General features: G+C 43.1%; 19 protein-coding genes. 8 read left to right on the top strand and 11 right to left on the bottom strand.

Going from position 1 to position 23236, the window contains the following annotated elements:
- Window positions 1-7 precede the first annotated feature (7 nt).
- The 3 genes from X939_RS0106375 to X939_RS0106365 are packed head-to-tail and all read right to left on the bottom strand — an operon-like array spanning window position 8 to window position 2031.
- Window positions 8-865 carry a sensor histidine kinase gene (locus tag X939_RS0106375; protein ID WP_025762432.1) on the bottom strand — a complete coding sequence of 286 codons (858 nt, stop codon included), beginning with the start codon at window positions 863-865 and terminating at the stop codon, window positions 8-10.
- Window positions 852-1682 (bottom strand): hypothetical protein, encoded by an 831-nt coding sequence (locus X939_RS0106370; protein ID WP_131694645.1) that lies wholly within the window; start codon window positions 1680-1682, stop codon window positions 852-854. The genes X939_RS0106375 and X939_RS0106370 overlap by 14 nt, the downstream gene beginning before the upstream one ends.
- On the bottom strand, window positions 1633-2031 hold the full coding sequence (locus X939_RS0106365; protein ID WP_025762430.1) for a hypothetical protein: 399 nt from the start codon (window positions 2029-2031) through the stop codon (window positions 1633-1635). Before X939_RS0106365 ends, X939_RS0106370 begins: the two co-directional genes overlap by 50 nt.
- Before the next feature lie 370 nt (window positions 2032-2401).
- Here X939_RS0106365 and X939_RS0106360 point away from each other — a divergent pair, with 370 nt between their 5' ends.
- The 3 genes from X939_RS0106360 to X939_RS0106350 all read left to right on the top strand — a co-directional run bounded on the left by X939_RS0106360 (window position 2402) and on the right by X939_RS0106350 (window position 3951).
- On the top strand, window positions 2402-2713 hold the full coding sequence (locus X939_RS0106360; protein WP_198034368.1) for an Rdx family protein: 312 nt from the start codon (window positions 2402-2404) through the stop codon (window positions 2711-2713).
- A gap of 176 nt (window positions 2714-2889) precedes the next feature.
- Window positions 2890-3309, top strand: coding sequence for an Hsp20/alpha crystallin family protein (locus tag X939_RS0106355; protein ID WP_025762428.1), 420 nt, complete (start codon window positions 2890-2892; stop codon window positions 3307-3309).
- A 306-nt stretch (window positions 3310-3615) separates the two neighbouring features.
- Window positions 3616-3951 carry a hypothetical protein gene (locus tag X939_RS0106350; protein WP_025762427.1) on the top strand — a complete coding sequence of 112 codons (336 nt, stop codon included), beginning with the start codon at window positions 3616-3618 and terminating at the stop codon, window positions 3949-3951.
- Between the two features lie 66 nt (window positions 3952-4017).
- On the opposite strand, the gene metG is transcribed toward X939_RS0106350, so the two are convergent.
- Window positions 4018-6177 (bottom strand): methionine--tRNA ligase, encoded by a 2160-nt coding sequence (metG, locus tag X939_RS0106345; RefSeq protein WP_131694646.1) that lies wholly within the window; start codon window positions 6175-6177, stop codon window positions 4018-4020.
- Window positions 6178-6288: 111 nt separating this feature from the next.
- On the opposite strand from metG, the gene X939_RS0106340 reads away from it, so the two are divergent.
- On the top strand, window positions 6289-7287 hold the full coding sequence (locus X939_RS0106340; RefSeq protein WP_025762425.1) for an NAD-dependent epimerase/dehydratase family protein: 999 nt from the start codon (window positions 6289-6291) through the stop codon (window positions 7285-7287).
- A gap of 164 nt (window positions 7288-7451) precedes the next feature.
- On the top strand, window positions 7452-8852 hold the full coding sequence (locus X939_RS0106335; protein ID WP_025762424.1) for a tetratricopeptide repeat protein: 1401 nt from the start codon (window positions 7452-7454) through the stop codon (window positions 8850-8852).
- A gap of 2 nt (window positions 8853-8854) precedes the next feature.
- On the opposite strand, the gene X939_RS0106330 is transcribed toward X939_RS0106335, so the two are convergent.
- The gene (locus tag X939_RS0106330; RefSeq protein WP_044198544.1) at window positions 8855-9847 is read right to left on the bottom strand and encodes a glycosyltransferase family 9 protein; all 993 of its coding nucleotides are present in this window, start codon (window positions 9845-9847) and stop codon (window positions 8855-8857) included.
- 84 nt (window positions 9848-9931) lie between these two features.
- On the opposite strand from X939_RS0106330, the gene X939_RS0106325 reads away from it, so the two are divergent.
- A complete protein-coding gene (locus X939_RS0106325; RefSeq protein ID WP_025762422.1) occupies window positions 9932-11221 on the top strand; it encodes a M16 family metallopeptidase in 1290 nt (429 codons plus the stop codon).
- A gap of 41 nt (window positions 11222-11262) precedes the next feature.
- Here X939_RS0106325 and X939_RS0106320 read toward each other — a convergent pair whose 3' ends face one another.
- A complete protein-coding gene (locus X939_RS0106320) occupies window positions 11263-12501 on the bottom strand; it encodes a M16 family metallopeptidase (RefSeq protein ID WP_025762421.1) in 1239 nt (412 codons plus the stop codon).
- A 145-nt stretch (window positions 12502-12646) separates the two neighbouring features.
- Here X939_RS0106320 and X939_RS0106315 point away from each other — a divergent pair, with 145 nt between their 5' ends.
- A complete protein-coding gene (locus X939_RS0106315) occupies window positions 12647-13765 on the top strand; it encodes a tetratricopeptide repeat protein (RefSeq protein WP_025762420.1) in 1119 nt (372 codons plus the stop codon).
- 37 nt (window positions 13766-13802) lie between these two features.
- Here X939_RS0106315 and X939_RS0106310 read toward each other — a convergent pair whose 3' ends face one another.
- The 5 genes from X939_RS0106310 to X939_RS0106290 form a co-directional block, all read right to left on the bottom strand.
- Window positions 13803-15254 carry a DUF1501 domain-containing protein gene (locus X939_RS0106310; protein ID WP_025762419.1) on the bottom strand — a complete coding sequence of 484 codons (1452 nt, stop codon included), beginning with the start codon at window positions 15252-15254 and terminating at the stop codon, window positions 13803-13805.
- Between the two features lies 1 nt (window position 15255).
- On the bottom strand, window positions 15256-18492 hold the full coding sequence (locus X939_RS0106305) for a DUF1553 domain-containing protein (RefSeq protein WP_025762418.1): 3237 nt from the start codon (window positions 18490-18492) through the stop codon (window positions 15256-15258).
- A 271-nt stretch (window positions 18493-18763) separates the two neighbouring features.
- The gene (locus X939_RS0106300; protein WP_025762417.1) at window positions 18764-19984 is read right to left on the bottom strand and encodes an endonuclease/exonuclease/phosphatase family protein; all 1221 of its coding nucleotides are present in this window, start codon (window positions 19982-19984) and stop codon (window positions 18764-18766) included.
- Between the two features lie 237 nt (window positions 19985-20221).
- Window positions 20222-21391, bottom strand: a complete 1170-nt coding sequence (gene dnaJ / locus X939_RS0106295) for a molecular chaperone DnaJ (protein WP_025762416.1) — start codon at window positions 21389-21391, stop codon at window positions 20222-20224.
- 108 nt (window positions 21392-21499) lie between these two features.
- The gene (locus X939_RS0106290) at window positions 21500-22102 is read right to left on the bottom strand and encodes a nucleotide exchange factor GrpE (protein WP_025762415.1); all 603 of its coding nucleotides are present in this window, start codon (window positions 22100-22102) and stop codon (window positions 21500-21502) included.
- Between the two features lie 115 nt (window positions 22103-22217).
- Here X939_RS0106290 and queG point away from each other — a divergent pair, with 115 nt between their 5' ends.
- The gene (gene queG / locus X939_RS0106285) at window positions 22218-23198 is read left to right on the top strand and encodes a tRNA epoxyqueuosine(34) reductase QueG (RefSeq protein ID WP_025762414.1); all 981 of its coding nucleotides are present in this window, start codon (window positions 22218-22220) and stop codon (window positions 23196-23198) included.
- Window positions 23199-23236 lie beyond the last annotated feature (38 nt).

Here is a 23236-nt window from a genome sequence, read left to right as displayed (position 1 = left end):
CCTCAATTTAAGAAATTTTTGCCCGTTTAAAGGGATAAAGCGGCTCGGGTTTCTTCTCCGAAATTGGGGCAACAGGAATTTGAGCGATTGCCAAAGAACCTCCGGCAGGAGGAGAAACGTACCGAACAATCCCATTGATGATGGCCAGTCGACTTTCGATGCCAAGTAACCCTAGTCCTACAAGGTTGTCTTCTTTAAGTTGTGTTGCATTAAAGCCTATTCCATTGTCTGCTACTTTAAGGAAAATAAATTCAGAATTAATTTCCAACTCAATTTCAATGTTAGAGCATTTTGAATGTTTTATTGCATTATTAACCAGTTCCTGCATGATGCGATAAATAGTGAGTTCTACCTTCGGCTGTTGACGCATGCTGTCGTCGGCGGTGGAGTGGAAGGTTATCTGAAGTTGGTTGTTATCTTCGAGTTTATTGATGAATTCGCTAATAGCCTCCGAAAGACCGAAACGTTCCAAAGTCGTGGGAACAAGGTCCCGGGTAATTCGTCTTACATGTAAAATCGTTTCTTCTACCAGGGTCTGGGATTTATGAATCAGGGATCTTTCCTTGCTGTCGGGTTCCAGAACGATTTTGTTTAATTGGTTGAGACTTAGCTTGGTAAGGGAAAGCATAGTACCGATGTCATCATGCAAATCCTGGGCTATTCGGCGTCTTTCTGTTTCTTCCGAATTCAAAGCCGTGTCCAAGAGCCGCTTACTGTGGCTTTTTTCTATACTGTTCAGGGCCTTTTCCGCTTCAAATTTTCTTTTCTGATAAAGCATCACAAAAGTGATTACAAAAAATGCCATGATCAACATAGCCAACGTGGCCAATAGTAATGCAAATTTTAACTCTTCAATATTTTGCATAATGTTGTTTTTCAAAGTTAAAAAGCCCTACACTGATCGCTAGTAAATAAAAAATTTCAAAAATATAAGAAATATTAGCGGCAAAGCCAATGGAAAGCGGGTTGGTCCACTTTTCTGTGTAATGCAGGACCGGGGCGATGAAAACAAAACTGGAATAGTATAACAGGAAGCCACAACAGATCCAAAAAAATGTCGAATTGAATAGATTGGGTATTTTCATGGAAACCATAATCTCATAAAAGTAGAGCAGTATCCATAGGATCATCAGGATACACTGAATGGTAGATGCGTAAGGTACCATGGAATGATTATGACTATCATTCATATCTGGATTCACACGCATCATATCCCAAATAGAGAATAAGGCAAACAATACTATACTTAAGGCCACCAATTTCTTAAATATTGGAGAATCGAGTTTATAGATAAACATACCGGCCAGCAAAGTATAGGAAACCGGAATGCTTATATTATAAAATAATAAATTATTCGTTCGATGGGCTGCCAAATGAAACATGATAAGGTCAATGGCTAATTTGAAAATAAGGAAAATAAGTAGAATCAAATAAGGTTTACTGATATATGCCTTTCTCTTTAAAAGGATTATTATAGGTAGTATGGTGATGAAGACGGGCAAACATTGTAAGGGATGTCTGGTACAAAGCCCGATATAATTGTCGAACATAAATATTCCGTTGGTTAGAAGCCTCTGTTGAAAGAGGAAACGATAGGTGCTGGAGCCGTTGAACCAGGCTCCAGCAAATTTTTTAGCAATAATGGGGGCAGGTAGGTCCATCGCCCATGGCGCCTCCATCATCGTCGGCATCCTTCATTCCAGGAGCCTGCTTGCCACCCATTAGATTGTTCCCCTCCGCATCGACCGGAATGATGACAACCCTTGAGGTAGGTTTACCCTTTGGATCTTCCTTGGGTTGCTTTCCATCCCTGTTTTCTAATTGATTACCATAATAAACCTTAAAGCCTACGGCTTTTCCTCCACAATTTTTTAATAATTTCTCGAATGTCTCTAATCCGAAAAATTCTGATTCGATGTAATGGCTACCACTTTTTTCTTGATCACCACGTTTTGATTTATGATTTTCAAGTAATTTCTTTACTTGTGCACTCGGAAGGATTCTTCCTTCCGTTCCCGTATACTTTGGCATGTTTTTAAAGGGTAAAGGGTTAAAATTAGACCATGTTACTTTCAATAAAATTACTTGGAAGGTACATACGAAACAAATTTCTGTGCATGGACTTATTTAACGGTATTTGTTATAAAGTTTTCACTTTGAGTGATTTATATTATTTATTTTAAAAGTTTCACGTAAGATTACCTGTACAATCAGGGAAGGTTACGGATAGATGTATTACTAAAACATATATAGAAAAAAATGTTATAGCTTCTGATATTTGCTTGAAAAACCCCAACTTAATTGGCAACTTTTTTGATGCTCCTGAATTAGCCATTCATTAAAAGCATAAATTAAGCTGGGAATATACTTAAAGAGAATTCCTTCTTACTTAATAATTAGTATGACCAAACCTAAAATTTGCATAACCTATTGCCCTAAATGTGGTTGGTTGCTTCGGGCAGCTTGGTTGGCTCAGGAACTTTTGACCACTTTTTCCGAGAATTTATCAGCGGTAAGCCTGGAGCCAGCCGAGGAATCAGGGCGGTTTATGATCTCAATACAGGAGCATACCGACGGCGAAATTATCGTATGGGAACGAAAACGGGACCACGGCTTCCCGGAGGCTAAAGTGCTCAAGCAAAGGGTTCGTGATATTATTGATCCGCAGCGTTCTTTGGGTCATAGTGATCACGGAAAGAATCAGACAGAATGACATCATTGAAGCCCTTGTGGTGACAATATGGCATATAAATATTTGTAGGTTATTTATTTGTATATTGATTATCAGGTATTTAGTTATTTTATTATAAAAATATTATATTCTGGGAAATTTTTGGTATGGTGTTTTATGTTTTATAGGTAGCATTACACACCTAAACAAGCTGAGCCATGAAAAATAAACTAAATATCCCCAAAGAAATGTTGATGAATATTGATTTTATCAACACCGTGAATGGAGGCATGAGTGCCTCGGCCGTTCACCTAAAAGAAAATGAAAATGACTATGAGGTTCATGTCAAGATTCCTGGAATAGAAGTGGAAGACATGCAAATAGAGATCCTAAAAACTCCAAAAGGTAAGAGTGCACTAAAACTGTTTCACTTACTACCGGTATTCGGAACGGAAAAAGATGAGGTACACGAGTGGAAGTCGATCCGGGTAATCAATAACTTCATATTGCCAGATGGTGTAGCCCACGAAGAGATTTCTGCCGATTATGATCGTGCAGGACGGGAATTGATTTTAAGGCTTCCCTTCGGTCACGACGCTAGTGGCTTCCGTAAGACCGTAGATATTGGTCGAATCTAACTGTAGTAATTATACGATTGAATATTTAGGCGTGCCGTTCTGATTTAGGGGCAGCACGCTTTTTATATACCCTTAATAATGGGTGGAATACGTTAACTTACAGGTAATGGGCTTATTAATACAAATGAAGTGACTTCTGAAAAAGGCTATATCAGAAATTGTATTTGGTCGGCTATGCTTATAATTATAGGAGGGATTTGAGTGGAAATGATTTATAAAGATGGCTGGAGAGGTCAATAATAATTCTACATAAGTGTATCTTAGGGCCAAAGTTTACAGTTACTCCTCCAATCAATACTTAACGTTATGAAGAAGTCTAATATCTTCGCCTTTATAGAACTATCTAAGCTCGTGGCTGAAATAAGCAAGGCCGAGAATCCGGCTCAGTTAAAGCAGAAGTTCAAATCTCAGTCTGCCTATTTTAATATCCTAGAGTCCCGTTATTTTTCTGACGGTCTCGTTCCTGAGTGGGAGGCGATCCTTAAATTAATTCAGAAAAAAGAAGCTTTGGTCGATGAAAGTGGAAGGGTGATCATGAATGCCACTGCCAATAGTCTAGACCATTTTACAGATCAGGAATGCAAAAATCTGGCGAATAAAATATCGGCTCTATTCCAAAAGGTGGAAAAAGAGTTTAAATAAAATTGCTTCCTATTCGGCCGGGAGGATTAGAATAATTTCCTCCCGGATCGATAAGAAGCAATGTGATCAGTTGACTGTAGCGCCTTGCCAAACTGGAGCGCTGGGCTGAATAAACCTAAGGCTTCCGTCCCGGTCTTCGGCCATTAATATCATTCCTTGGCTTTCCATTCCCATCATTTTCCGAGGAGCAAGGTTGGCCAGGTATAGTACCTGTTGCCCTATTATATCTTCTGGCTTGAAGTGCTCCGCAATCCCACTCAGGACCGTTCTCGTTTCCAGACCCGTATCTACTACTATCTTTAGTAATTTCTTACTCTTAGGTACAGCCGATGCCTCGAGAATCTTTACGACCCGGATATCCTGTTTGGCAAAATCTTCAAATTGTATCTCTGCTTTTATGGGTGCCACCACTTTCCCTTCGAGCTCATTTTGTCTTTTTGCATCATGAAGTTTTTGAATTTGAGCAGCAATGGCCTGGTCTTCTATTTTTTCGAATAAAAGACTAGCGGTAGTTATATTTTGCCCGGCACCTAACAAATCGGGGCTGCCCGCATCCTTCCATAATAAGGATGTCATACCAAACTGCGTGGCCAACTTGGCGGCAGTATGGGGAAGTACAGGTTCGGAGACTATAGCCAGTGTCGCTGATATCTGCAGGGCGATGTTTAGTATGGTATTAACCCGATCAGGGTCCGTCTTGATGGCATGCCAGGGCTGGGTGTCTGCCAGGTATTTATTACCCATTCTGGCCAGATCCATAATATGCGTCAGGGCTTCTCTGAAGCGGTAATGCTCCATAGAGTCGGCAATTTTATCGGGGAAGCTACCCAGCTCGCTCAATACTTGTTGGTCTATAGGTTCTAATGGTCCCCGAACTGGTACCCTGCCTTCGCAGAATTTCTGTGTAAGAACTACGGCTCTGTTTATGAAGTTTCCGTAAATACCTACGAGCTCGCTATTGTTCCTGGTCTGGAAGTCTTTCCAGGTAAATTCACTGTCTTTGGTTTCGGGTGCATTCGCTGCCAGTACATAGCGAAGTACATCCTGCTGTCCCGGGAAATCCTGCAAATATTCGTGCAGCCACACAGCCCAGTTACGGGACGTGGAAATTTTGTCCCCCTCCAGATTCATGAATTCGTTGGCGGGGACATTGTCCGCTAGGATATAACTGCCTTCTGCCATCAGCATGGCAGGAAATATGATGCAATGGAAAACAATATTATCCTTACCAATAAAATGTACAAGCTTAGTTTCTCCGTCTTCTGATAACTCCGGATCCTTTTTCCACCATTTTTCCCAACCTTGATCTGTCCCATTCTGCTGAATTAACCAGTCCCTTGTGGCCGAAATATAGCCGATGGGAGCTTCAAACCATACGTAAAGTACCTTATTGTCGGTGTCAGGAAGAGGTACCTTTATGCCCCAGTCAAGATCCCTGGTCATGGCACGGGGCTTAAGCCCATCTTTTAGCCATGATTGACACTGCCCTAATACATTGGTTTTCCATTCGGGATGGCTACCTATATATTGTTCGAGCTCAGTCTGCATTTTATCTAAAGGCAAAAACCAATTTTTTGTGGATTTCAGTACCGGCTTTGATCCTGATAAGGTGGAGCGTGGGTCTATCAGCTCTAGCGGGCTCAGTGTGGAGCCGCATTTCTCACATTGATCTCCGTAGGCATTAGGATTGCTACAAACCGGGCAGGTACCTACAATATAGCGGTCGGCCAGGAACTGTTGTGCCTGTTCATCATAATACTGTTCAGTGGTCTCTTCGACAAAGCCGTTTTTGTCGTATAGCTTCGTAAATATTCCTTGTGCGGTTTCGTGATGTATAGGTTTGCTGGTGCGGGAATAAATATCGAAGGAGATTCCTAATTCCTTAAAGGATGCATCAATTTGCGAATAATATTTATCCACCACCTGCTGAGGGGTCATGCCTTCATTTTTGGCACGGATTGTAATAGGGACACCATGCTCGTCTGTGCCACTAATGAAGGCCACTTCCCGCTCCCTGGCACGTAAATAGCGTACATAAATGTCGGCTGGAATATAGCAGCCGGCCAAATGGCCAATATGAATGGGGCCGTTAGCATAAATAAGTGCGGCGGTGACAGTATATCTTTTAGGTACTTTATTAGACATGGAATGGCGGTGAAAATTTCGTAAATAGGATGTTTTCCATAATGGATACTTAACAACATGCGAAATTAGTAAAAAGGTCATTGAAAATAGGGGAATGCATGGGGAAAGTAGGCTCAGATGCTTTTTTTATCTAATTTTTTGTCAACCCGATATATTAAAGCGAACTTTGATGATCTTCGAATCTTGAAAGGTATGAATGTATTAGTAACCGGGGCGACTGGCCTGGTAGGTAGCGTCACTTGTAAACTTTTGTTGGCAGAAGGGCACCAGGTTTTTGCCCTCGTACGTAGTGGAGCCGATCGCTCCTTGTTAAAAGGGATTCAATCACGTATCAACTGGGTAGAAGGGGATGTGCTGGATGCAGGAAGTGTGGAAGATGCTGTAAAGGGTATGCATTATGTAGTGCATACGGCTGCTGTAGTTTCTTTTGTGCCCAAAGATAGGGCTATGATGTATCGGGTAAACCAACAGGGTACAGCCCATGTCGTGAACGCCTGCCTGCTCCAAGGGATCGTTAAGCTTTGTCATGTCAGTAGTATTGCCGCTCTAGGCCGCCCAGATCCTCGGAAGATCGTAGGGGAACATCCCCTTGTACTCGATGAAAGCCAACGTTGGGAAGAGTCGCCGGAAAACTCTGAATATGCCAAAACAAAACATCTTGCTGAACTGGAGGTCTGGAGAGGCATAGCAGAGGGGTTGAATGCCGTTATAGTGAACCCCACTCTGATTCTGGGAGAAGGGGACTGGACTAAAAGCAGTACACAGATATTTCGGTATGTTTTTCAGGAAAAACCTTTTTATACCGAAGGGATTGCTAATTATGTGGATGTCAGAGATGTAGCTTCGATTGTTATCCAACTATTGGTTTCTGATATTTCTGGAGAGCGATTTTTGCTCAATGCGGGAAGCATTTCTTATAAAGATTTGTTTGATTTAATAGCAGATAAAATGGGCAAAAGGCGACCTCGATTTAAAGTAGGATCGGGGCTTGCGGGAGTAATCTGGCGTGTTGAGGCGGTTCGAACCTGGCTAATGGGAACTAAGCCGCTAATAACCAAAGAAACGGCACAATCTAGCGCCAGACGAATTAGTTATGATGCTTCTAAGTTGCGGAAAGCCTTAGATTTTAGCTTTACACCCATTGACCAAACCATCGCCCGGGTCTGCGAAAGTTTGAAGCAATCCATTTGATAAGCGCCGAATAATTTATAACTTTCTATGTCTTTGGACCAGGGGTGTTTTATTCATGACTCGATAGGGATGCTATTTTTCTTTAAAAAGTATATTACGATTTGGCTAGAGGAGATCTATTGATATGAGCTGTTGTTCTTTATGCTAATGGAATCAGGATTGTTATGGAGAAAAATTTCGGAGAAAGGAAAAATTATATGAATGAGACCCTTTTAAGGTTTGAAAAAATGCTGGCAACCAGTGTCCAGGAGTTTTTCGATCTGGATACCTATGAGCAGGTTACGGGGCATTACATGGAAATTGGCGATTATAATAAGGCTATGATTGCCTGTGAGAGAGGACTGGCCGACTATCCATATTCTTTGGATCTAACATTATGTAAAGTACAGCTGCTGGCTAAGAAGGGAGAATTTGAACAGGCGCAGGAATTGCTTGAACGCGCTTCACTATTTCATCCTGGCGATATCGAAATCGTTTATATGCAGGTAGGAATGGCCAATATGACGGGAGATTACGAGGAAGCCATCGAGCTTTTGGATAGTCTGTTGCATCGGGTAGACGAACGCGATGAGATTTACTTTCAAATGGGCCAGACCTACCAGAATATGGGTCGGCTAGAGGACGCTGTTCGCTACTATAAGGATTCTTTAAATATTAATCTAGACAATGAAAATGCCCTCATGGAGTTGGCGCACTGTCTGGAAATGTTGGGACTGCTGGAAGATCATTTACAATATTACACTCAGCTGGTCGATAAGGCCCCTTTCTCATGGCTAGCATGGTATAATCTAGGCATTGCCTACCGAAGATTGGAACGTCATACCGATTCCGTAGAAGCATTCGAATATGCCACATTGATCAAAGAAGATTTTGCTTCGGCATATTTCCAGCTCGGCAATGCTTATATGAGCCTGGAAAATTATGGAGATGCCAAAACACAATATTTAAAAGCAATTGAGTTAGAAGGGGATCAACCCGAGACTTTTTGCAGTTTGGGTACCTGTTATGAAAAGATGGAAGTATATGACCAGGCCATTAAATGTTATCAGAAAACCGTAAAAATAGATCCGCATTGGGACGATGGATGGTATGGCTTGGGTATTTGTTTTGCGGCATTGGATCGATGGTATGAAGCGGTTGGCTTCTTAAGAAAAGCGATACAAATAACCGAGTTCAACCCTGACTATTGGTTGGCCCTGGCCGAGACTGAGTTTAAGATTGGAAATGTGATATCGGCCTTCGAAGCCTTTGAAAAGGCGGCGGAAATTGAACCTTCGAACCCGGAAATTTGGCTGAAATGGTCTTTGGTATTATTTGAACAGGGCAATTATGCCCGTGCCATTGATCTGATTCAGGCCGCCATTGACGATATGCCAGAGGAGGCCGACCTATACTATCACATGGCAGTATATCATATTCATTCTGGAAGTTATCGGGAGGCGCTGGTTTTTTTGGAGACTGCCCTCACCTTAGATTACGAAGGCCATGCGCAGCTCTATGAATTCTTTCCAGATTTGGAAAAGCAAAAGGCCTTGCATAAAATCATTGAGCAGTATCGCCAATAATTTTATTTAATGGCAGCAAGGAGCTGATTCGTTTGAATGCCCGTAGCACATTTGAAATGTCCCTGCGGGCATTCTTTATGCCCATGTAATCCGCACGGTCTACATGCCAAGGGTTCCAGGGGCTGAACTACATGGGATAGCGGAGATAAAGGCCCAAAGCCAAATGCGGGCACAGTCGAACAAAAAATTGCAGTAACGGGGGCTCGCATGGCCGAGCATATATGCATGGGGGCCGAATCGTTTACATAATTCATAACGGCATTTTTCATTAGGGCTGCGGATTCCAGAAGGCTCAGCTTCCCTGATAAATTTTCTATCCGAATGGATGAATTGGCATTTTTAATAAGTTCTTCACAAAAGTCAGTATCCGAGGGCGCTCCTAGCAAATAAATCTGATATCTGCTACATTTGTTGATTAGGTCGATCCATCCTCGTTGATGATACTGCTTGGTAAACCAAACCGAGGTAGGAGCCATGCAGATATACGATTGAGATTGATATTTGACAATCTTTTGGTTGTCCTGAGGAGATGGGTAGAGTCGGGGTAGGGTAGGCTCGATGGGGGTATGACCCTGTAGAAGGCTATGATTTCGTTGGATTTCGTGAACTCCATCTTCAATGGCATGTGGGTATGCTTGTGAAAATAGAAATGAGAAAGGGTTCTTATTGAAGCCAATACGATTAGGGGCCTGAGATAGGCCGGTTAATATGCCTGTAGCCCCAAAACGTTGCAGGTTAATGACGAGATCATATTTTTCACTTCTGATCTTCTTCAGGAGTTTCCATAGACTGCTGTATTTTGCTGTTTTCTTTTCCCAGATCAAAACCTGGTGTAAATAGGGGTGGTTCGCTAGCAATCCTTCATTTCCTCTTCGAAGCAGAAAGTCTATCTTTGCCGAAGGATATGCCTGAAAAAGGGTTTCTAACAGGGCCGTAGCCAAAATTACATCACCGATAAAAGCGGTTTGTATGATTAGAATACGTTTTGAATCCATTAATTTCACAGTGTTTCACGCAAAAGTCCGTATTTTTGTACAGACCACCCTAAATTATTGGTGCGTTTTTTGTGTTTAAAAGGAATGAAGAGAAACAGTTCAGGCAAAAGGCTTTCCTCCAGTGCCTCATCCATAGTGCTTACAGAAGAATACCAGGTACATACGTTGCCCAATGGAATCCGTATTGCTCATAAACAAGTCCCATATACTCAAATAGCCCATTGTGGCATTATGCTCGATATTGGGAGTCGTGATGAGCTCCCTCATCAGCAGGGGCTGGTTCATTTTTGGGAGCATATGGCTTTTAAGGGGACGGGAAAGCGGAGTTCTTACCATATTATCAATCGTCTGGAGAATGTAGGAGGCGAGCTTAATGCTTACACCACCAAAGAAAAAATCTGTTTTCATGCTTCTGTCCTAGATGTTCATTTTGACAAAGCATTGGAGCTACTTGCTGATATAACTTTCAACTCCGTATTCCCGGAAAAGCAATTGGAAAGGGAGCGGAATGTTATCCTTGAGGAAATGTCAATGTATATTGATTCTCCCGAAGATGCTATCCAGGATGATTTTGACCAACTGGTATTTCCGGAGCATGCCCTAGGCAATAATATATTAGGCACGGCAGAGACGGTTAATTCTTTCGGGAGAGAGGAGTTAATTGGCTTTATCGATCAGAATATTGATACCGAACATATCGTAGTTTCTTCTGTTAGCAGACTACCCTTCGCCAAGGTGGTTCGTATTGCGGAGAAGTATCTGCGGGATATTCCTTCACGTAGATCGAACAGACTTCGGGTTCCGCCACAAATATATACGCCCAGCGTTCAGCAAAGAGAAAGGCCTATTACCCAGGCACAGTGTGCCATGGGGCACCCTTCTTATGCCCTCTCTGATGCCCAGAGATTGCCATTTTTTATGTTGGTTAACCTTCTGGGCGGACCAGGAATGAACAGTAGGTTTAACCTTTCCTTAAGAGAGAAATATGGATTTGTATATGCCATTGAAGCCAATTACACCCCTTATCTGGATACAGGCTTTCTGGGCTTTTTCTTTGGTACTGAAGCCCGTCAGTTAGCAAAAAGTATATCTTTAATAAAGAAAGAACTGAAAAAGGTGCGGGAGGTATCCCTTTCTACGACCCAGTTGCATCAGACGAAAGTACAGTTGATGGGCCAGCTTGCGATGTCAGAAGAAAGTAATATGAATTTTATGCTAATGATGGCTAAAAGCCTTCTGGATACCGATAAGGTAGATTCTCTTCCGGAAATATTTGCTGAAATTGAAGGAATAACTGCGCGCCAACTTCAAGATATTGCACAAGAAATGTTTAATGAGGATGATTTTAGTTACCTCACCTTTTTGCCTGAATAAATATCAAGGCCCATAGGTAAATCCTGACGGGCCTTGATGGGCTAGTTTTCTGAGTGATAATAGAGGGTAGAGGCATTTGCCGGCCTGAGGATATTTTGAGCAGCGACATACAGGTCTTCAGTACTCAGATTGTGAATAATATCGGCATCTTCGTTGGCCCAATCCACATTACCCGCGTTTGCTGCAAATGCCAGATTCATGGCACGGTTGAGTAGCTCTACTTCAGAGAAGGCAAGAGTGGCTTCTGTTTGATTTTTAACTTTTGCAAGTTCCTGCTCCTCCACCGGTTGGCTTAGCATTGTTGCCAGAATTTCATTGACCGCCTCATCGGCCTCTTTCATATCTACACCCGGGTTAAGGTTGCCTTTGATTAGTAGCAGACCTGGGTCCAGGGAGGCAGTTACACTTGCACTAATGCTATTGAAAAAAGGACTTTCTTTCAGTAAACTACGATAGAGCCTTGATGACTTACCTCGCCCTAATATATCGCTGAGTAAATCGCCAGCGTAATAGTCCTTATCATAACGCCCAGGCATATGAAACACCTTCACTAGGGAGTTCAATGGTACTTGTGCGGATGTTTCTAAGAATCGGGGAGCCGTTTGTATCGGCTCCTTGGGTAGGTTGCGCTGATATATGGGCCCGGAGGGGATGGGGCCAAAGTATTTCTCTGCCAGCATTCGAACATCGTGAGTATGTACCGCACCGGCAACTACCATGACAGCATTATTGGGGCGGTAGAATTTATAGAAGAATGCTTGTACCTCTTCCATCGTAGCCTCTTCAATATGGCTGATATCCTTGCCAATAGTAGCCCATCGATAAGGGTGCTGGGAATAAGCTAGGGGGCGCAACTTGAGCCACATATCCCCGTAAGGCTGATTAAGGTATCTTTGTTTAAACTCTTCAATCACCACTTTTCTTTGAACCTCCAGTACATTAGGATCAAAGGATAGGCTCATCATCCGATCCGACTCCAGCCAGAATGCAGTTTCTATGTTTCGAGCGGGAAGGGTAATGTAATAGTTGGTTATATCTGGAGAGGTAAATGCATTATTTTCACCTCCTACACGCTGAACAGGTATGTCGTAGTCGGGAATGTTTTTAGAACCTCCAAACATCAAATGTTCGAATAAATGGGCGAAACCAGTTCGGTTTTCATCTTCATCCCGGGAGCCCACGTTATAAAGAATATTGACAGCAGCCATGGGCGTAGCAAAATCTTCGTGGACAAAAACTTGAAGACCATTCTCTAACGTGAATTGCTCGTAACGGATCATACTTTTGTGTTCAGATAATATTTTATTGAAAAAGGGGTTATATCCCTATATTGGGGAAACCCTAGCCAGATATTTGTGGTTGTATGCAAAACTAAGGGTCAGCAACCATAGCACCAAAAATCATTTTTCATACTGCATCAACAAAATGAAGTTACGTTTATTCGCATTTGTATTGTTTACTCTAAATTTTAACCCGGTTCAACAGTCCAAAGCACAGTTGCTCAACGATCCTGCAGCCATGAAAACTATTCAGAAAAGCCTGGATAGAATTTATAACCTGGAATTTGCAGAAGCCCAAAAACTTATTGACCGTATTGAAGTGCAGTATCCGGGTCATCCCGTATCTCATATTCTTGATTCTTTCGTATTATTTTGGAAATATCTCCCGGTTAAAGATCATAAAACCATGTCGAAGGTGTATGTGCAGCACCTTAATAAATGTCTGGATGCGGTGGATAAAAAATTTGGTAAAGATAGCAAGGATCCGGAGGCCGTTTTCTATACAATGGTTGCCCGGGGTTATTTGGCTATGATGTATAATTATAATGGAGAAATGCTCAGTGCTGCCTCCGAAGGAAAGAAGGCTTATAACGCTTTTACTGAGGGATTAAAATTAACCAATAAAAATCCAGAGTTTTATTTCACTTCCGGCATGTATAATTATTATGTGGAAGTGTATCCCGAAGAGCATCCTATTGTGAAGCCTTTATTGATATTTTTTAAAAGTGGAGATAAGGAATTGGGACTTCGACAAATTGAAATTGGAACCCGTTTGGGAACCATTACTAAGGCAGAATCTTGTTTTTATTTGGCACATATATTTACCAAATATGAAAATAAAACCGAAAAGGCGGCTAGCTTCATGCAGAAACTAGTCGACTGGTATCCTCAGAATCCGCTTTATGCGATGAAATATGCCGAGGCCCTTCTGCTGGCTGGACGCTTCGATCAGGCAGAGGATAAGCTAAATATGATTAAAAAAATTTCTACTGGTTTTTATCCCGGGGCTTATCAAACATTTCAAGGCCTAGTTTTTGAAAAATCTCTGAGAAACGATCAGGCTGCAAAAACATGTTATCTTGCATCATTAAAGTTGCCTCATGACAGCCAGTATACAGAAGAGTACATATCTATTGCCTATGCGGGCTTAGCCAGAATTGCTCATCGGGAAGGGGATAAAGCCAAGGCCAAGGCCTATTATAAGAAATGTCTGGAAAAGGCGGAGTATCGTGCCCTGGTCGCTGAGGCCAAGGCCTATAAGTAGGGTCGTCTTATATTTTTTGAATGGTGAGGGACAGTCATCAGGTTAGAATATCTTTTACCACATGTCCGTGAACATCGGTAAGGCGATAACGTCTGCCTTGATGTTTAAATACAAGTTGTTCATGGTTCATACCGAAGAGGTGTAGGACAGTGGCCTGAAAATCGTGAATATGAATTGGATTCTGAGCAACATTATAGCTAAAGTCATCCGTTTCTCCATAAACGATGCCGGGCTTTACGCCTGCTCCGGCCATCCACATCGTAAAACAGCCTGGATGATGATCTCTTCCATAATTATTTTTGGTAAGCTGTCCCTGGGAAAAACTGGTCCGGCCAAATTCACCTCCCCAAATGACCAGAGTATCTTCCAATAATCCCCTTTGTTTCAGATCCTGCACCAGGGCGGCAGAGGCCTGATCTACATCCTTCGTTTGCTTTCGAATATCGCCAGGAAGATTGCCGTGTTGATCCCATCCGGTATGGTAAAGTTGAATAAACTTCACATCTCTTTCCGCCATACGACGAGCCAACAGGCAATTAGCAGCAAAAGTACCTGGCCTGCGGGCCTCTTCTCCATACAGCTTATAAACATAATCGGGTTCGTTTTTTAAGTTAACGGCATCAGGAACAGAGGTCTGCATTTTGTATGCCATTTCATACTGGCTAATCTTAGAATTAATTTCTGGATCACCCCAGAGTGTGTATTGGTGTTCATTTAAGGCTTTAATATGATCCAGGGTCCTGCGTCGATCTGCCGGGGAAACCCCGTTTGGGTTTTGTAGGTATAAGACCGGGTCTTTTCCAGCCCGCAAATGTACTCCCTGGTGGTGTGATGCTAGAAAACCGTTTGACCATGCTGCCGTGCTGAGAGGCTGGTCATTGAGCCCCTTGGAGATAAGAACCATGAAATGCGGCAGATTTTCGTTGTCCGATCCTAGTCCATAGCTTAGCCAAGAACCCATAGAGGGGCGTCCGCTCTGTTGCGAACCAGTCTGAACGAACATGACGGCTGGTTCGTGGTTGATGGCTTCCGTATATACAGACTTTAAGATGCATAGCTCATCTACTATTTTTGCCGTATGAGGGAGTAATTCACTTATCCAAGCGCCTGCCCGTCCATATTGTTTAAAATTGTAGATTGACTTTACCAAAGGGAAAGAAGATTGCCCTGCCACCATTCCTGAATTTCGCTGGGTGCCCCTAATGGAATCGGGTATCTCCTGGCCATGCCATTTGGTTAAAGCGGGTTTGAAATCAAAGGTTTCTAGCTGAGAGGGTCCACCACTCATAAACAAATAGATTACCCGTTTGGCTTTTGCAGGAAAAGTAGGCCCGGTCAAAAAGGTTTGTAGCTCATTAGGCAGGTCGGTCCGTCTGTTTTGAGAACTACTAAGCATGCTGGAAAGCGCCAGACCACCAAAGCCTAAACCGGCTTTGGTAAGAAAATCTCGACGGTTTAGCTGGTTCTGTATTTTTTTTATCTCATTCATATTATTTACGTGTATAGGCTTCATCAGTATTCATTAGAGCATGTACAACCGTAGCCAGGGCTGCGGTTTGCTGCAGAGGTAGAGATGTGTCTCTTGCTCGACTACCAGTACTGAGGTATTGCTCAGCCTGGTTCGTATTATCTCCGAAATGTTTTAATTCATCTCGGTAAAAACGATAGATTAGCTCGATCTCACTTTTGTCAGGCTCTCGGCCGATGACCATCCGGAAGGCCATTTTTAATGCCTTTTCTGGAGGAAGCCTATCTCTTAGTACACGTTCCGCCAGGCTGCGGGCTGCTTCTATATACTGTGGATCGTTGAGTAGGACCAGGGCTTGTAGGGGTGTACTGGTAGGCCGCCTCTTTACAACACATTCTCCTCTTTCGGGAGCATCGAAGATTAACATGGAGGGTGGGGGAGAGGTTCTTTTCCATATGCTGTATAAACTACGTCGATAAAGGCCATCACCTGCTGCCTGAAGGTAGCGATATCTCCAGATTTTGTCAGTAAGTTCATCCCAGATACCCTCTGGTTGGTAGGGGTATACACTGGGTCCTCCGAGACTTTTGACTAATAATCCGCTAATGGCTAGGGCATTGTCCCGAATCATTTCTGCAGACAGCCGGAATCGTGCAGCTCGGGCTAGAAGTAAATTTTCGGGATCCTGCTCTAATAATTGGGGACTTATGGCGCTGTGTTGTCGATAAGTGGCTGAAAGCATAATGGTTTTATGCATTTTTTTTATGTCCCAACCCGACTCTTGAAAGGTGACTGCAAGCCAGTCCAGAAGCTTGGGATGCGTAGGTAAATCTCCCTGATTACCGAAGTCTGCTGCCGATCGAACCAATCCATTTCCAAAATGCATCTGCCATAATCGATTGACATACACCCGGGATGTAAGGGGATGATCTTTATGGAAAAACCACTGAGCGAGTCCCAACCTGTTGGCTGGGAATTTCTTTTTGAAGGGAAGTATGCCTTCCAATGCTCCTGGCTCTACCCGTTGTTTAGGAGCATTATAGACGCCTCTATCCAGTAAATAGGTAGGGCGAGGCTGGGGTAGATCGCCCATGACCATGATTTCTGGAATTTGGTTAAGCAGTGCATTTTTTTCTTCTAAAGTCTTTTTTATATCCTTATTGATTTTTATAAAAGACGGATTTGCATGGGTATGATAATATTCTTTAAGCCATTTTTTTTGTAAATCAGAAGTAGTGGTTTTCCAAATATTTACCACTTTCTGCGGATCATGCTGAAACAATACCTCAAGAGCCGTAAGGTTTCGGTTATAAATGGCTAGTTCGTCAATACCCCCATCTTTAAAGGGGATAAGCAGGTTACGTTGTCCAAGGGTAAAGCCTTCAAAGTTATAGGTATGGATATTTTTTTGATATAAAATCCCTTTATACAAATTATCATAATCATGCTGCTGGGCTACCAATTCACCATCAATATAAATTCTTGCGCCCTCTGCCTTACTCGATCCGTCATATGTGAGCGTTATCCGGGTCCATTTTCCTGTTGGAATCGGATTTTTAGTGCTCACCTGAATGGCATTTTGCGGATAAGAATGGGCAATGATAAACTGTAATTTATTTTTTGCCAGACGTAAGGAATATCCCTTGTAGCCCAAACGAATGTCCTCGCAATGATAAAACACTCCGGCATCGGGGTAGACCTTTTTGGGGTTAATCCATAAATCTACGGAAAAGGGGTCGGTGCGTTCGAACCAACCTACCCTATGCCCTAGCTTTATGGTGTTATAGTCGCTTACGAAATAAGCATTCCCTTTTTTACCTGGTTTTAGTATGGCTTCACTGGTTTTGGCAGGTTGGCCTGGGTTAGCCAAATTGGGAGTGCTAGCGTGCTTATTAACAATATTTTCTAATTTGTCGAAGGGATAGTAGGCCACGAGGTTCTTTCGTATTCCTGCTTTAAGCATATCAACATCTGAGCCATTATGGCGGATCCATTTTCGCAAGTTTTCCGATTCGCCAGATTTTATTAGGGTTTTCTTCTGCTGGAGTTTCCCCAATTTTGCATCGAGGTTACGGAGTAAGTTTTCCTGCTCTTCAGTAGTTAATAAAAGTGCAGGACCTGGCGTTTGATCTGGGCCATATACAGGGCTTCCAGTTTCATGAGTGCTGTTGAAGAGCCCAAACATTTTGTAATAATCTTCCTGACTTATGGGGTCATATTTGTGATCGTGACATCGTGCACATTGAACAGAGAGCCCTAGCACACCCTGACTCACCGTTTGCACCCGATCGGCATTGTATTCCACCCGGTATTCTTCAAATACAATTCCTGCTTCTGAATTCTTTTTATGAAGCCGGTTGAAGGCGGTAGCCAATATACTCTCTTGGTTTTTATTAGGGATTAAGTCCCCGGCCAGCTGCCAGGTGATGAATTGATTGTAGGGCATATTCCGATTATAGCTGTCGATTACCCAGTCCCGCCATGGTGAAAAATCCCGGTGTTTGTCATCCAGATATCCGTCGCTGTCGGCATAGCGAGCAATATCCATCCATTCGGAGGCCATGCGTTCACCATATGCCGGTGATTGAAGATAGCGGTCAATCATTTTTTCATAGGCATCGTCCGATCGATCGTTAAGGAATTCATCTATCTGACTTAGCGTTGGAGGGAGTCCACATAAATCGAAACTGGCTCTTCGGATCAGATCTTCACGGCTTGCTTCTTTGGATGGTTTGATACCTTCCTTTTCTAAACGCTCCAGGATAAATGCATCAATGGGTGATTTTATCCATCTGGTCTTGCTGGTTGCTGGGATAGCAGGCTTCTGGGGCTTTATGAACGCCCAATGCGGCTTGTAGACAGCCCCTTGTTCTATCCATCGTGTGATGATAGCAATTTCTTTTACGGATAGTTTCAGGTTCGATTCAGGCGGGGGCATTTGCAAATCAGGATCCGAAGAAACGATACGTGTATACACTTCGCTGGCCGCAAGGTCATGTGGTACGATGGCGTGTTGTTCAGGAAAATTTTTAAGAGCGGCATAAGCTCCTTCGGCGGTATCTAAACGTAATCCTGCTTTTTGTTTTTTTTGGTCTGGTCCATGGCAAGCGAAGCACTTATCCGACAATATCGGCTTAACATCGTAGGTGAAATCTACGTACTCAGTAAGTTCCCCTTCTGCCAAGTTCACCTCATATGGCTTTTTTTTGCCACAGCTCCATAGAAATGCCAGAACGATCAGGGTAAAGAAACGATTCATGTTGTATATTCTACTTTAAGCTTATCCCCTGGCTTTTAAGCTGGAACAGGAGCATCCCCATCTAAGGGTACGTACCCTTATAAGGAATAATTGTAGCAATATACTTGGATTAAGTAGGAAAAAAATTATTTATAATAAGACCTCATTTGCTCGTTGAGCTAATTAAGTAGGTTCGTTCCTGGCCCCGCGGAGTGAAAAGGGAGCCTTGGCTACATCTTCCTTTTTCTACGGTTCCCTGGCAATACTGCCGAGTGCCAAACGTTGCCGATGATCAGGGGAGGATTTTAACTTTCACCCATACCATACGGTGGTCTGAGCTAGCGGTTCTTGTGGCGACAAGGGCCGCGTGGGGACTATCGGGGGAAGGCCAGAAGACGCCACTGTCAACTAGGTCAAAACCGAATTGGGAGGGAAGGACATAATCGGCCCTCATACGCCAGACGGCAGTATGGTATTGGGAAACCTTATTGGTAGGGCTATGAAGCTTAGCGCCTTCGCTTTGCGGAGCAGGTTGACCTAAGACTAAAGGGTCGGTAAGTAAATTTTGAATTGCCGATAATATGGCATTCCCTTCATCCGGAGAGGCATTTTGGTCGCCCAGAATAACGAATCTACTGTGGGTAGGGAGTCCACCTTTACCCCCTTGATCATCATAAATATAGTCGCTTTTGTCTTTATGTATATAGTCATTCCAAAACCGAATTTCGTCATGATTCCTTTTGCCGTTACGATCTTCGGCTCCATCAAATGATGGGGGAGTGGGGTGACTGGCCAATAAATGGATGGTTTTACCTCCTACGATCACGGGAACGTCCCAGTGTGATTTGGAAGAGAGAGGAAATTGCGCCCATGCTTCGGGGCTATACCAGTCCGAACCATCAGCTTTGGTGGTGCGCAGTGCTCCCGGCATATCCTTCCATTTGAAATGTTGAAAGGTTCTTATCCTTGATTGATCCAGGGGGAATCTTGAAAGTATAACCATTCCGTATTGTCCGGGATAAAGTCCGTAACCCCATGCATCGGCACCGAACTGACCCGCCTTTCCATCGTTGTCTAGGTCGAAGGGGCTTGGCTGACCGGTATTCACCGTATGAACAAAATAGTACGGATAGTCTATGGGCATCTTTCCGTTTTGAGCTTTGTTCAAATAGTTCCTTTTAAAAGCATTTATACCATCTTCTGGGTTGGAGATATAATCAAACTCATTAAGTAAGATAATATCTGGCCTGACTGTCTGGATAATCTGAGCGATATTTTTAATCTGTTGATTATCACCCGAGGCAAGTTCTGCTTTTAAGATCCCGGCTGATAATGGGACCGATTTCGATAGAGCATAATTTTGTGCCTCCATACTAACATTAAAAGTGGCTATCTTCAAAGTGTTATCTTCGGAGACGGATTGGGAGCGGGCTTGGAAGCTTAACATGATAGCGGGAAGAAAACTCAGTAATAATCGTTGCGAGAATCGATTCAGCTGAAGTAAAGCGAACATATTGGTTTGTTGAATGAATGAAGGAACAAAAGAAAGTAATTCCTGGTAATTTACCAGCAGGATATACAGGATATTGTTACTTGAACAGCTGGTACCCTGGCCCTAATAGGATTTCTCTTCTTTTACGCTCAATATCTGGAATAGACCTGAAAATATTACTAATCGTTGTGTTATGGAGAAATGTATTCCACAAAAAAGCCGTTGGACAGTTCCAACGGCTTTTTTGTTTATCGTATATCAATGGAAGAAATCTTTCATTTTATCAAAAAATCCTTTTTCATGTTTGCCAGGTTTCGGCTGAAAGTTAGGCGAATTCCTTAAACCTTCTAAGGTATCCCTTTCGTCGGCCGACAGCTGCTGAGGCGTCCATACATTAATATGAACCAGCTGGTCTCCTTTACCATATCCGTTCAAATCTTTGATACCCTTTCCTTTCAAACGAAGTATTTTTCCCGCTTGAGTTCCAGGGTCTATGGTAATTCGTGCTTTTCCATCGATGGTAGGTATTTCGCTATGCGTACCCAAGGCTGCATCGATAAAACTCAGGTGCATATCAAAGACGACATTGGTGCCGTCACGTTTCAAATGCAGATGTTCTTCTTCCTCTATAACGATCAGCAGATCACCCGCCATTCCTCCCCGGGGAGGAACATTGCCTTTACCCGCCATAGAAAGCTGCATGCCTTCGGCTACTCCTCCAGGGATGTTAAGGGTTATTAGGTCGTCTTGCAGTAGGCGACCTTCGCCTGCGCAGCTATCGCAACGCTCGCTAATTATTTTTCCATCGCCATTACAGGTAGAGCAAGTAGTGGTTGATACCATCTGACCCAGCATGGTGCTTACCACTTTACGAACCTGCCCCGAACCATTACATGTACCACAATTTGTTAGAGCGGTACCATGCTTGGCTCCATTTCCCCCGCAGGTATTACAGGTAACATGGCGCTTTACTTTGATCTTTTTTTCTACACCATTCGCCACTTCTTCCAGATTGAGCTTTAACTTAATCCGTAAGTCGGAACCTTTACGCATACGGCGCCCACCGCCACCTCCGCCGCCAGCGCGACCAAAGATATCCCCGAAAGGGCTGCTTTCTCCAAAAATATCTCCAAACTGAGAGAATATATCATCCATGGTGAATCCACCGCCACCATAACCAGCACCGCCACCAGAGGCACCACCTACACCGGCGTGACCAAACTGGTCGTATCGACGACGCTTGTTATCATCGCTAAGAATGGAATAGGCCTCTGCCGATTCCTTAAACTTATCTTCAGCAGTAGGATCGTCGGGGTTTTTGTCTGGGTGAAACTTGATGGCAAGCTTCCTATAGGCTTTTTTAATGTCGTCGGCCGACGCATTGCGGTCAACGCCTAACACCTCGTAATAATCTCTTTTCTTGGACATCTTGTAATGTAGGGATTGTGCAAACTGACGAATATCGTCGTTCACTTATTAATAAAAGCGAATGATGATGGTCATGCTTACATCATGCTAGATAGTTCTTTGTTAAAATTAGGATCCTACGACCACTTTGGCAAAGCGAATCACCTTGTCATTGAGGTAATAGCCTTTTTCTACCTCGTCAATTACCTTGCCCTTCAGGTCTTCTGAGGGTGCAGGAAACTGGGCTACTGAGTCGTGAATTTCAGCATCGAAGAGCTCGCCCTTGGCCACCATTGGTTTCAAACCTTTGGACTCCAGTGTTTTAATTAGCTTGGTAGAAATCAGATCTACCCCTTCCTTTAAAGCCTCCAAATTATTAGAAGATTCAAACGAAGCATTCGCACGTTCGAAATCATCCACAATAGGAAGCATCGCCTTTACCATATCAGCATTAGCTGTACTTAATAGTTCCAGTTTTTCTTTCGCCGTTCTTCTTCTGAAGTTCTCAAAATCAGCATATAGACGTAAGTACTTGTCCTTTAATTCTGCATTTTCGAGCTTGGCCATTTCCAGCGGATCTAGCTTCTCTTGTGCTTCCTCTAGTGTTTCGGCCCTGTCAGTTACCTCCTCCTGACTTTCCATATTGTCAGTTTCCGGGTTCAAATCGGCAGTATCATTCAAATCAGCGGAATTTTCGGCGTTGTCAAACGCCTCTTCTTTATTTTCGGGCATATTATGGCTCAATTTTTATCACAAACATACTGGTTATAGCCTACTAAATTTCTTTGCCAATCAGGAAAAGACTGACAAGATGGCATTTGAAGGCTTCTTTATCTACCTTTGCATGATGACTACCCGCGATATCGTTCTACAGCAGCATAGCCAGTTTATCAAACAGAAGGCAGCAGAAATTGGTTTTGATTTTTGTGGAATTTCCTGTGCTGACTTCCTTGAAGAGGAGGCGCCTCGGCTGGAGAGATGGTTGGACCGGGCTTCTCATGGTCAAATGCAGTATATGGCCAACCATTTCGACAAAAGACTAGATCCTCGAAAATTAGTGGAAGGTTCAAAAAGTGTCATATCCGTATTATTAAATTACTACCCCGAGGACAAGAGGCCGGAGGCGGATCAAGATCTTAAGATTTCTAAATATGCCTATGGAACCGATTACCACTTTGTTCTTAAGGACAAGTTGGCAGCTCTTATGTCTGCTATTTCTTCAGAAATTGGTGAGGTGAATGGCCGGATCTTTGTTGACTCTGCTCCCGTAATGGATAAAGTGTGGGCGGCAAAAAGTGGATTAGGGTGGGTAGGAAAGCACTCCAATATTATCAATAAGTCCATGGGGAGTTATTTCTTTATTGGAGAAATTATCTGTGATCTGGAGCTATTTCCCGATGGTCCTGTACGCGATTATTGTGGAACCTGTACCCGATGCTTAGATGCCTGCCCGACGGATGCCATCACAGAGCCCTATGTTGTTGATGGTAGCAAATGCATTAGTTATTTTACAATTGAGCTGAAAGAGGCCATCCCGCAAGAAGCAAAGGGGAAAATGGAAAACTGGATTTTTGGTTGCGATATCTGTCAGGATGTCTGCCCATGGAATCGTTTTTCTAAACCTCATCAAACTCCTGCCTTCACCCCTTCCGATGAATTTCTCAGTTTTTCAAAGGATGATCTTATTGAGATCACCCATGAAGTTTTTCAACGGGTTTTTAAGAATTCTGCCGTGAAACGGACTAAACTCGCAGGAATACAGCGTAATATAGAATTTGTTTTAGATAAAAATCTTCCCAATAGCCCCTCAGGCAGCTCGGAAAAATAGGTAGATATCGCGTCTATTATCCAATTTCTTGTCTCTAC

This window comes from Dyadobacter tibetensis Y620-1, from assembly GCF_000566685.1.
GTDB classification, from domain to species: domain Bacteria; phylum Bacteroidota; class Bacteroidia; order Cytophagales; family Spirosomataceae; genus Dyadobacter; species Dyadobacter tibetensis.
Note: the sequence above shows the minus strand (reverse complement) of the source record. Positions and strands in the feature narration are given on the sequence as shown.